General features: G+C 55.7%; 11 protein-coding genes and 1 tRNA gene. 7 read left to right on the top strand and 5 right to left on the bottom strand.

Annotated features, from left to right (window positions below; translation table 11 throughout):
* The 3 genes from ACWIUF_RS00060 to ACWIUF_RS00050 all read left to right on the top strand — a co-directional run.
* On the top strand, positions 1-252 hold a 252-nt coding region (locus ACWIUF_RS00060), incomplete at its 5' end, for a DUF4351 domain-containing protein (protein WP_448570107.1).
* Positions 253-264: 12 nt separating this feature from the next.
* Positions 265-1,371, top strand: coding sequence for an ABC transporter permease (locus tag ACWIUF_RS00055; protein WP_448570106.1), 1,107 nt, complete (start codon positions 265-267; stop codon positions 1,369-1,371).
* A 22-nt stretch (positions 1,372-1,393) separates the two neighbouring features.
* On the top strand, positions 1,394-2,593 hold the full coding sequence (locus tag ACWIUF_RS00050) for an ABC transporter permease (protein WP_448570105.1): 1,200 nt from the start codon (positions 1,394-1,396) through the stop codon (positions 2,591-2,593).
* A gap of 62 nt (positions 2,594-2,655) precedes the next feature.
* Here the strand turns inward: ACWIUF_RS00050 and ACWIUF_RS00045 are convergent.
* Positions 2,656-2,728, bottom strand: a tRNA-Arg gene (locus ACWIUF_RS00045).
* Positions 2,729-3,148: 420 nt separating this feature from the next.
* On the opposite strand from ACWIUF_RS00045, the gene ACWIUF_RS00040 reads away from it, so the two are divergent.
* The 3 genes from ACWIUF_RS00040 to ACWIUF_RS00030 all read left to right on the top strand — a co-directional run bounded on the left by ACWIUF_RS00040 (position 3,149) and on the right by ACWIUF_RS00030 (position 6,215).
* Positions 3,149-3,814 (top strand): Npun_F0813 family protein, encoded by a 666-nt coding sequence (locus ACWIUF_RS00040; RefSeq protein ID WP_448570104.1) that lies wholly within the window; start codon positions 3,149-3,151, stop codon positions 3,812-3,814.
* Positions 3,815-4,118: 304 nt separating this feature from the next.
* Positions 4,119-5,087 carry a hypothetical protein gene (locus ACWIUF_RS00035; protein ID WP_448570103.1) on the top strand — a complete coding sequence of 323 codons (969 nt, stop codon included), beginning with the start codon at positions 4,119-4,121 and terminating at the stop codon, positions 5,085-5,087.
* 39 nt (positions 5,088-5,126) lie between these two features.
* On the top strand, positions 5,127-6,215 hold the full coding sequence (locus ACWIUF_RS00030) for a hypothetical protein (protein ID WP_448570102.1): 1,089 nt from the start codon (positions 5,127-5,129) through the stop codon (positions 6,213-6,215).
* Here the strand turns inward: ACWIUF_RS00030 and ACWIUF_RS00025 are convergent.
* The 4 genes from ACWIUF_RS00025 to ACWIUF_RS00010 all read right to left on the bottom strand — a co-directional run bounded on the left by ACWIUF_RS00025 (position 6,175) and on the right by ACWIUF_RS00010 (position 9,705).
* A complete protein-coding gene (locus tag ACWIUF_RS00025; RefSeq protein ID WP_448570101.1) occupies positions 6,175-7,731 on the bottom strand; it encodes a TM0106 family RecB-like putative nuclease in 1,557 nt (518 codons plus the stop codon). The genes ACWIUF_RS00030 and ACWIUF_RS00025 overlap by 41 nt on opposite strands.
* A gap of 182 nt (positions 7,732-7,913) precedes the next feature.
* A complete protein-coding gene (locus ACWIUF_RS00020) occupies positions 7,914-8,516 on the bottom strand; it encodes a peroxiredoxin (RefSeq protein WP_448570100.1) in 603 nt (200 codons plus the stop codon).
* 139 nt (positions 8,517-8,655) lie between these two features.
* The gene (locus tag ACWIUF_RS00015; RefSeq protein ID WP_448570099.1) at positions 8,656-9,318 is read right to left on the bottom strand and encodes a YqiA/YcfP family alpha/beta fold hydrolase; all 663 of its coding nucleotides are present in this window, start codon (positions 9,316-9,318) and stop codon (positions 8,656-8,658) included.
* 3 nt (positions 9,319-9,321) lie between these two features.
* Positions 9,322-9,705 (bottom strand): DUF4346 domain-containing protein, encoded by a 384-nt coding sequence (locus ACWIUF_RS00010; protein ID WP_448570098.1) that lies wholly within the window; start codon positions 9,703-9,705, stop codon positions 9,322-9,324.
* Between the two features lie 69 nt (positions 9,706-9,774).
* On the opposite strand from ACWIUF_RS00010, the gene ACWIUF_RS00005 reads away from it, so the two are divergent.
* Positions 9,775-9,971 (top strand): hypothetical protein (locus ACWIUF_RS00005; RefSeq protein WP_448570097.1); only part of this gene is annotated, 197 nt, incomplete at its 3' end.

Here is a 9,971-nt window from a genome sequence, read left to right as displayed (position 1 = left end):
CTCCAGCAGGGACTCCAGCAGGGACTCCAGCAGGGACTCCAGCAGGGACTCCAGCAGGGACTCCAAGAAGGGCGGCAGGCAGAAGCCTCATCCTTGATTTTGCGGTTGTTGAACCGGCGGTTTGGCGGGGTGGACCCGGCGCTTGAGGTGGCGATTCGGGGGTTATCGGTGGAGCAGTTGGAGGGGTTGGCGGAGGCATTATTGGATTTTAGTAGCGTGGCAGATTTGGAGCATTGGTTGGGGGATGTTTAGGCGAGGGATATCATGCAGCGGATTGTGGCCCAGTGTCGTAAGGAGTTAGCCCAATTTCGTCGCGATCGCCTCACGGTTGCGTTGGCGTTAATCCTACCCGTCGCCACCCTGCTGATCTTTGGCTATGCGATTCGGCTAGAGTCAAAGCATATTCCCCTGGCAATCCAGGATTGGGATCAAAGTTGGCTGAGTCGGGCCTATATTGAACGGTTATTTGCGACCAATCAGTTTGCCCCCGTCCGTCGTGCCGCTGATGAAGACGCGATCGCGGTGCTCGATCGCGGCCACGCCAAAGCCACAGTCGTCATCCCCCCTGACTTTTCCCGTCGAGTGGCAGCCAAACTCCCCAGCCCAGTCCAGGTATTGATCGATGGCAGCGATGTCAACAACGCCCGTGTAATTCGCAACAGTATTCGGGCCACCACGAATTATTTCATGCGGGTAAGTGACCTCTTACCAGGGAGTGAGCGGGTGGTCGCACGGGTGCGGCTGTGGTTTAATCCGGGGCGGCGGGAGTCATTATTTATCGTGCCGGGAGTCTATGCCGTCGTGCTAGCGGTGTTCCCGGCCCTGCTAGCCGCGATCGCGATGGTACGGGAAAAGGAACAGGCTACCATCTTGCAGGTCTATGCCTCCGATCTGAAGCCCGTGGAGTGGGTGTTGGGGAAGGGGCTGGCCTACTTCCTGGTGGGGCAATTGGAATCCGTGCTGGTTTTAACTGGTGCCGTGGTTCTATTTGGCCTGCGGTTAGTGGGGGACCCAACGCCCTTCCTCGTAGGGAATACAGTGTTTGTATCCACCAGCGTCTTGTTTGGCCTATTGATTGGGAGTCGGGCCAGTAATCAGGGAGCCGCCGTGCAGGCAGTAGCCCTCATCAGCTTTTTGACAGCGCTGTTGCTATCAGGTTTTATCTACCCCATCAGTAATATTCCCTTTCCCCTGTCGCTCATCGCTTGGGTGGTGCCAGCCCGCTATTTTATGGAGATTACCCGTGATGCCTTTGTGCGGGGGACTGGGTGGGCAGGCGTCTGGCCAGCAGAGTTAGCCCTGATGGGGTTGGCCTTGGTATTTTGGCGGGCGGTGTTGTTGGCAACGCAGCGGCTGCAGTTAAAGGACTGATACAGGCAAGGACTGACGCGGGATGGCTAAAGAATGGCCCAATTGGCTGAGTTGGCGACAAGGAGAAGGCGAACCCTGGCCTCTGGGAAAGTACGTTCCCACCCTGTGGGCAGGGTTAATGGGCAGTCGGTTACTGGCCTTGATGCTGAAGGAAGTCCGGCAGATTTTGCGCAATAGGCAATTACTGTTTCTGCTGGTATTCCCGCCAACAATTCAACTCTTACTCTATGGCTTTGCCCTGAATCCGGAGGTGAAGTATCTTGATCTAGGCGTAGTGGACTACGCCCAGACTAAGACCAGCCGCGAGTTAGTGGCATCACTAACCCATAATCAAGTATTTATCCGCAACCCCCACAGTTCGAGTCAAGCCGCCTTGGGTGAGCAAGTACGACGGGGAGAAATTGCGGCGGGGGTGGTGATTCCTCCGGACTGGCAGCGGCGGTTACAGCGGGGACAAACGGCAGAGATACAAGTCTTGATTGATGGCGTGAATGCCAATACCGCAGGCATTGCCAATGGCTATATTAATCAGATCGTTCAGGTTTTTAGCCGCAACCTAGAACCACCGACGGCTCCAGTTCCGATCCAACCCCAGGTGCATTTTCTGTATAATCCTGGTCTCATGAGTAGCTGGTTCTTTGTCCCCGGGATGATCGGCGTGGTCTTGACGCTCACCAGTTCCCTGGTCTCGTCCTCCGCCTTAGTGCGGGAAAAGGATACGGGCACCTTGGAGCAGTTGTTAATGACCCCGGCATCGGCGGGAGAAATTTTGCTAGCGAAGATTATTCCCCTATTTATCTTGCTGATGGGGGATGTGATGCTGGCGTTATTGGTCGCAACGTTAGTATTTTCCGTCCCCTTTCGGGGCAGTGTGCTTTTATTTCTAAGCCTGTCGGGTCTCTATATTTTTGTGGGGATTGGGGTGGGGATGATGCTGGCCACGATCGCCCGCAACCAACAGCAAGTAGTGCTCATTTCCTTCTTTATCAATATGCCGCTGATCCAGCTATCCGGCGCGATCGCCCCTGTAGAAAGTATGCCGTTGTTAATTCGCTATCTTTCCTGGTTAAACCCATTGCGGCATTACATCACGATCGTCCGCAGTATTCTCCTACGCGGTGTGGGCTTGGACGTGTTGTGGCCTCATGTCCTAGCGCTGTTCGTGTTTGTCATATTTTTACTGAGTATAAGCACTCATCGTTTTCGGCAGCAACTCAGCTAGCCAACACGAATAGACCGTTGGCATGGGGACAGCACCCTCGTCAAGACCAGGTTTTTTGGCAACGGGTGCGGCAGGACTCGAACCTGCGTCTCACTGCTTAGAAGGCAGTTACTCTATCCACTGAGTTACGCACCCTCGATAAAATGGGCAGCTTAATAAGGTAGGTAGCCTGAATATGATAGGCAACAGAGCCGGGTTCCTCAAGTACCGAGGTGTTAACACACCGTCCTTTATTCTAGCGAGCCGCCTTCAAGCTGCACAAGGGGGCCAGCCTCAGCGTCTCGGCAGCCCCCTGCCCAAATGATGTGCCATCCACAGGTCTAACCTGGGGCTGAGAGGGTGAAGTGGCATTACACTAAAAACCAAGATGAATGCATCTCCAGCCCGAATAGAGTAGTGTATTGTCAAGCCTAGCTGTCACTGACGGTTTAGGGAAAAACCATAGACCTGGCAGCGGTAAGCCTTTGTGGGCATGGGGTATCCTAGTCCCTTGGCCACGTCAGTAAGGTCGCACTCGTCCTCGCCAAGCCCAGACAGGAATTCATCGGCAGCGCCATGTTTATTCTCAAGCGGCAAGACGTTGAAATTACCTCGATCCAGCCCCCCAAGCAGGATCGGCAGATCCCAATTTTGAAATACCAAGGTCAGGTGTTTCGCTTAGTCAAGGTCTTCCCGGCCAACCAGGCCGAGGAAGCCAAGGAACTGTGGCGTAAGTTTACCGATGAACAGGGCAAGGCGTGTGTATTGCTCGAAGAACCCGATCGCTATAGCATCTGGGGCCGGGTTCGCCTAGAACAACTCACCGAAGAGGCCGGAGCTGAAGATGAAGCAACCCCCATCACCCAAGCCTGCCTACTCCTTCTGCAAGCTGTATATGCTGATATTGAGGACCTTTTGGGCGCACGACAGGCAGGCGCCTTTCAAAAAGAGTTGGGTGAGGTCTTGAAGCAGTGGCGCTTTCCCCAAGCGGAAACCCCGAATGCCGTAATCGCCCTGCTCACTACGATCGATCCCCTTGTTCCCGAACAAGTCCCCCCCTGGCAGGAGCACCACCAAAGCAAATTACTCGAGGAATTACACCGGATTGGCAAGTCCTACTTCGGTAATGAAAGCTTTAGAGAGCGTGCTGTTGATACCCTGCAAGATCTCTCGAATGCCGATCGCACCCAGTTTATCCAATGGTTGAGTCCCCCCCTGGCTAAACTATGGGCCATTTCTTAGGCGAGGGGGCATTGGCTAGACCGGGGTGGCGGGGGGCGTCAGGGAAAGTTGTCTCTTTGTTGCAGGGTGCTGTACTTGGATACGCTCATGCTCCATGCTGGAGTAACGTCGGGATAAAGCCGGGACTGGGCACTGGGTTGCCCATCGCTAGTCTGCCCCCCACCCAACCAGTGGTTGGACGTGGAGACCCCGTTGGCGCAGTGCCTGACCCGCACGTCCCACCCGTTGTGGCGATAAAGCATGATAGCGGCTGTGCTCGAGATTTTCCGTTTTCCATTGCCAGATATCTGATTCCGGAGTTCCCATGAGTCGCTCTGTCGATAAATCCTCATCCCAATCAAAGTCCTTCCTGAACGTTCAGGTTATTGTTGCGATCGGTATTACCTGGGCCGTCATCGCCCTTTTGTTTTTCCTATTGTTCAGCACCCCGACCCTGGATGAAAACGGCGTTTCAGTCCGCGCGGGGTGGTATCAAAGTGGCACCTATATACTAGAACAGGGCGCTTGGCTGGGGGCAGCCCTGCTGTGTCTGCGCAATGCCCGTAGTAGCCAGATTATTAGTGGTCGTAATGTTTGGCTATGTATTGGTTTAGGCACCCTATCGTATTTTTTGGGGAATATCTTTTTGGGAATCTGGGAGTTGGCACTCGGTTTAGATCCCAATGTCTCGCCAGCGGATATTTTCTTTATCGCAGCCTATATCCTCATCAGCTTTGGCATGGTCTTAGCCGTGACCTCCCGTCGCCTGAATCTGGTGAGTTGGCAGTGGGCTGTCGTCGCCGTTATTGGGCTGCTAGGAGCCGCGATCGCCTGGTTTGTCTCAGTCCCGGCAGAGACCGCCACCCCTGAACCCACCGCGATCGTGCAAACAGCACCCACTGCACCAGGACAGGCCAATCCGGCTGCCGCAGAAACATCCGAATCGCCCGCCTGGGCACTGGCCCTGGATCAACAGTTGCAACCCTTGGCCCAACCCTTAGCGCTTTTCTATGTGGTCATGGATGTGGTGCTGCTGATTATTGCCAGTACATTGCTCCTGGCCTTTTGGGGAGGACGCTTTTCCCAATCCTGGCGGATGATTGCAGCGGCGGCATTTTCCCTGTTTATTGCCGATATCTGGTTTAAGTACGCCACTAAGGTCAACCCGGACTACCAGACAGGGGATTTGCCGGAGGTCTTTTGGATCTTTAGTGGGGTGCTGTTTGCGATCGGGGCGGCATTGGAACATGATGTTTCCCTCAAATCCAGCCGTCGCTCACGTCGCAGGGGATAATAGAAGCGACGGTTGAGACGGTTGAGGTAAATTGGCCCCATGCCTGCACGCAAACTAACAGACTCCGAAACCCAACAGATTCCGCTCCTATATCGTCAGGCCGGGGAAACAACCGCCACGATTGCCGAGCGCTTTAGCGTCAGTAACTCGACCGTAAGTCGGATTCTTAAGGATGCCCTCGACCCGGATGAATATAAGGCGCTGTCACAGCAAAAGCGGGCAGCCAGCAAGAGCAACCGGCAACCGGCAAGCCCATCCACCCTCACCACGCCCCCCCCGGCAGTTACGGGTGCCCCACAACGGGCGAAACCGACTGCCACCGCCGCACGGCCCGATCCGACGCCCACCGATAGCTCGGCCACGTCCCCAGCGCCGCCTCTCCGCTCCCAGCGACCTAGTCCCAAACGGCGGATCGCCCCCCCCGACACACTCAGCCCCGGGCCAGAGGCTAGCGGCATCCAACTGGCGCTGCTGGGGACTGAATCTGTTAACCCGATCGCCCCCACGTCCGAATTGGATCTGATGGCCGAAGCCCTAGAGGGGTGGCAGGCGGTGGGCGAGAAGCCGCGCCTACGGCGCGATCGCGCTGCCTTTGATGACCAGGATGACGACCTAAATGATGACCGGGATGACGACCGGGATGACGACGCTGAGGATACCGTTGATCTGCCGGATCTCAGCGATCTGGCCATTGTGGACGACGAAGATGAATTTGCCGAGGACGACGAGGACGACGAGGACGACGAGGATGACGAGGATGACGAGGACTTTGACGACGAGGAGGGCCTCGATGTCGCAGTTACCCTCAAGGCAGAGGTTGCCGTTCAGGTGTTACCCTTGGCGGAGGCAACCATCCCCCATCCCTTCTACCTGGTGGTCGATCGCCTGTCAGAACTGATTACCCGACCCCTACGGGAATTTGGTGAACTGGGTAAAATTCCAGAAGCCGAGGCCAATAGCCGCATTTTGCCGATTTTTGAAAATCACCGCATTGCCCGTCGCTTTTCCCGTAAGAACCAGCGAATTATCAAAGTGCCCGATGCCCATATGTTGTATAAAACCAAAGCCTATCTAGCCGCCAAGGGGATTAACCGGTTGTTAATCGACGGCCAGATCTATGCCCTATGAACTCGGCCAGCCATTGCTTGACGCGGTAGGTCGCCCGACAGTCATCCTCGTTGTAGCGTTGGATCGCTTCCAGATAGCGGCGATCCCCCGTCTGTAGCCATTGATGATACCAACAGACCGCTTGGGCACCATTAGCCTCGGTATCCCGCCAATCAAAGCCTAGCCAGCGGGCGATCGACTTGAGGGCGTAATTTTCGATCGGCAAGGTAACGGTACGGGTTACCCAGGCATGGATATCCACAAACCGGGGCAAGAGTTGTTCAATCAAGACCGGAGAAGTGGGGTAGGTTTGGGCCAGTTGTTGCACCACCTGCACCTCATAGGGGCAAAAATGGAAAATGGGAGCCTCAGGATAGCGATCGACGAGGGCCAGGAACCGTCGCCATACCTGTTCCTCAGCACCCAACTGCTCCGCCAGCAGGGAGTGAAAGGTTTCGGTGCGATTCACCCGATCAACCACGAGTACCCCATGCAAGTAGGTTAAGTTCAAATCCGGCTCCGCCTCCACATCAAAATAAAATTCCACCGGCGCAGCGGGTAAGGTCAGGGCGAGGGGGAGGCTATCCGTCCCTCCGGCACCCGGGAAGGGAGAAGCTACCCAGTCTGGGGTTGCACAAACTTCGCCACGATGAGACCCGGATGGGTTGACCTGAAGTTCATCCGTAATCAGGATCGGTTGTTGCGATAGGGTTGCCTGGGCCTGTCGGACTAATTTGACGGCAATCGTTGGATCAAACCCGGTCCGTTTAGCCAATTGCCAAGGATTGATCTGGGCTAGGGCTTCCAGGGTTGTAATTCCCGCCACCTGTAGGTGGCTATAGCGATTGGGGGTCACCCCCGGTAAAAGGGAGAGGTGCTGTTGGCTTCGGGCCAGTGCGTAGCAGTAGCTAAACCAGTGGCAAAGTTCACAGCGATTGCGCGAAATAAAGACCTCCGGCTCCCGCCGCGATCGCAACATGGCCAAACAGGATTGCAGGATGTCCTGTAACTGGGGCAATCGCATCTCCAGATTCACCTCATAGACCCCCTTCTCCCGCAGGATCAGCAGGGCTACGTCGGGTAATCTGCCCTGGACTTGGTCCAGCAAATAGGCTTGGAACGCCGCCACGATCTGGTAATCCAGCTTAGGCCGTTTGCCTAGGCGAATACTCACGGGACGATAGGACCACTCGCCCCAGCGGGAGGGGCTGGGATATTTCACGAGTAAATCCGGCTGACTGAGGAGATAAATACCCGCTTCTTCCTGAAGCAGGACAGGCTGGTGAATGGTGGCAACCCCTTGGGCCATAAGGGCGGCGGTGGCAGCAGCTCCGGCCTGCCATGCCCGTTCTGGATAGACCGGTGTCGTGTAGGAGTGGGTAGCGAGGATTTGCTGACGATGCTGCTGGCCATCCTGATGCAGCTTGCGTAGGTAATCACTGGGGGGATCTTGATAGTTTGTATCACCCCACAGATCTAAAAAAGCGCGGCGATCGCAGCGTTGGTAGTCCAGCAGTAACCGATCTGAAACCCACATGGGCTGCCCCATCGAAACAATATGGGTCGCACAATCCCTCCCCTATTCTGGCAGATGTTGCGAAATCGCGATCTTGACATCCCCACCCCCCCACGTTTCTTTCGCCGTCCGCCTGTTCTGGTCACCTAGGGGTTAGCGCTAAAAGGGGGCAAATGCCCCCTAGGCGTTACGGCAGATTACCCCTAAACCGCTGCGAAATATTCCTTCGACTTCACTGGATCAGGCGTCATGGTCTTATCCCCGGGTTGCCAACCCGCAGGGCAGACTTCATCCGGATGGGATTGGACATGCTGGATCGCTTGCAAAGTACGCAGGGTTTCGTCCACACTGCGGCCAAAAGCCAGGTTATTGATCGTGGCATATTGGACAATGCCATCCTTGTCAATGATGAATAACCCCCGCAGGGCAATCCCCGCATCCGGATCAAGCACATTGTAAGCCGCGCTAATTTCCTTCTTAATATCGGCCACCAAGGGATAGTTCAGGTCGCCAACCCCCCCCGACTTGCGATCGGTCTGAATCCAAGCCAAGTGCGAGAATTCACTATCCACAGACACCCCCAGCACTTCTGCCCCTAGTTGCTTGAACGCATCGTAGCGATCGCTAAAGGCAGTCACTTCCGTCGGGCAAACAAAGGTGAAATCCAGGGGATAGAAGAAAAGCACGACATACTTGCCGCGATAGTCGGATAGCTTGATCGTCTTAAACTCCTGATCAACCACAGCGGTAGCGGTAAAGTCGGGAGCCGGTTGCCCCACCCGTAAACAACCATTGTTCAGGGTCATCGGTATACTCTCCTTGCAAATTATGGCGTTAACATCACTGCGTCTTAAGCGGGTGGGCGGAACCCACCCTTCCCCAACCCAGCCAAGGCTGACTGTTAAGGAACTGTTACTGACTCTAGCATACTCATACCCGTTATGACTACGGCTTGATAAGGTTATCCCCAGCCAATTGGCAATAGGCGCGGGTCGCCTGCCACAGTTGGGAGATCACATTCGCAAGGGTATGATCGCTATCCAATTCCCGCAGGGTAACCCACGATCGCGCCTGGGCATAGGCACGGCTAGCGGCAACGGGGATCGTGTCATCGTGAATTCCATGCAAAATCAGGGTGGGGATAGGCCGTTGCAGCATCGTGTCGTCGTAGTGGTGAAAATCCGCTAGGAAGCGGTAATCCAGCGGTAACTCCGTTTGGCTGCCATAGTGGTAGACCGGCAGGGTTGTCTGGGTTTGCCATTGGGCGAGTTTGGCGTCCCCTAATCGGGGTAACCAATGGTCTAGAAAGCCAAAAGCTGGGGCCAACAGGATCAATCGGTCCACCTGGGGATTGCGTTCCCCCACCCACGCCGCAGTAAGCCCTCCCAGGCTAGAACCGATCAGGGTCACGGCAGGGGCCGACTGAATCAGTGCTTCAACCTGCTGGATTTGGCGGGTGAGGGTGAGCTGGGTGAAGGTAGGGTGATTGAGATCGGGAATCTGGAGGGACACCCCCAGGCTGTGGAAGCGGCTGCGGAAATACTTTGCCTTGGCTGAGTGGGGGCTAGAGCCAAAGCCATGCAGATACACATACTGGCGATCGGGCATACCCTAATCCTGAATATATTCTTGTCCCGTGCTCAGGGCGATCTCTGCCCGCATCAGTTCTCGCCCCAAATAGGCCGCATGATCGAGATAAGTAACGGGGCAGGGAGCGGCTTTTTCAAGCAGTTGGATGCACACTTCCTTCGCCGTGCGGCCCGTGTAGACTTGGCTAGCGGTCCGTTCGACCTTGCCCTTGGTGGGGAGGGGTTTCCCGGTTTCCGGGTCACAGGCAAGGCCCCGATCGTCGATCACATTGGTAAAGTGCTTGGCGCAAATCAGGTCTTGATCGCGATCGAGGTAGATAATGAAATAGCCTTGGGGGTCGAGTTTAATAAAGCGTTTCGAGAGGCGATCGTCTAGGGCGCGACGGTCTTCTTGGGTTTGATTCATGCCAACATGGGTGACAGTGCAAAACAAAACAAGCCCCTATTTTACTCTGTTTACTTACGGTCCAGCGTGATGCCCTGTATCCTACCCTTACCGCTAAGCCGCCGCTGTTTAAGTCATCTCCTCCTGGGGGCGACCCTCCTCTTGTCCCCGGTCCCACGGCCCACGATCGCGGCTGAGGAGCCTAGCGCGACAGCCTCCCCACCCACCGCGCACGATCGACGATCGGCTATTCGCTCTGACGCCCCTTCACGTCCTAACCCCCTCCC

This window comes from Trichothermofontia sp. (assembly GCF_053493415.1).
This window is presented reverse-complemented; position numbering and strand designations above follow the sequence as displayed.

Coding starts and splice junctions, on each gene's coding strand:
- ACWIUF_RS00055 (WP_448570106.1), top strand. CDS start 265: ATGCAGCGGATTGTGGCCCAGTGTCGTAAGGAGTTAGCCCAATTTCGT.
- ACWIUF_RS00050 (WP_448570105.1), top strand. CDS start 1,394: ATGGCTAAAGAATGGCCCAATTGGCTGAGTTGGCGACAAGGAGAAGGC.
- ACWIUF_RS00040 (WP_448570104.1), top strand. CDS start 3,149: ATGTTTATTCTCAAGCGGCAAGACGTTGAAATTACCTCGATCCAGCCC.
- ACWIUF_RS00035 (WP_448570103.1), top strand. CDS start 4,119: ATGAGTCGCTCTGTCGATAAATCCTCATCCCAATCAAAGTCCTTCCTG.
- ACWIUF_RS00030 (WP_448570102.1), top strand. CDS start 5,127: ATGCCTGCACGCAAACTAACAGACTCCGAAACCCAACAGATTCCGCTC.
- ACWIUF_RS00025 (WP_448570101.1), bottom strand. CDS start 7,731: ATGTGGGTTTCAGATCGGTTACTGCTGGACTACCAACGCTGCGATCGC.
- ACWIUF_RS00020 (WP_448570100.1), bottom strand. CDS start 8,516: ATGACCCTGAACAATGGTTGTTTACGGGTGGGGCAACCGGCTCCCGAC.
- ACWIUF_RS00015 (WP_448570099.1), bottom strand. CDS start 9,318: ATGCCCGATCGCCAGTATGTGTATCTGCATGGCTTTGGCTCTAGCCCC.
- ACWIUF_RS00010 (WP_448570098.1), bottom strand. CDS start 9,705: ATGAATCAAACCCAAGAAGACCGTCGCGCCCTAGACGATCGCCTCTCG.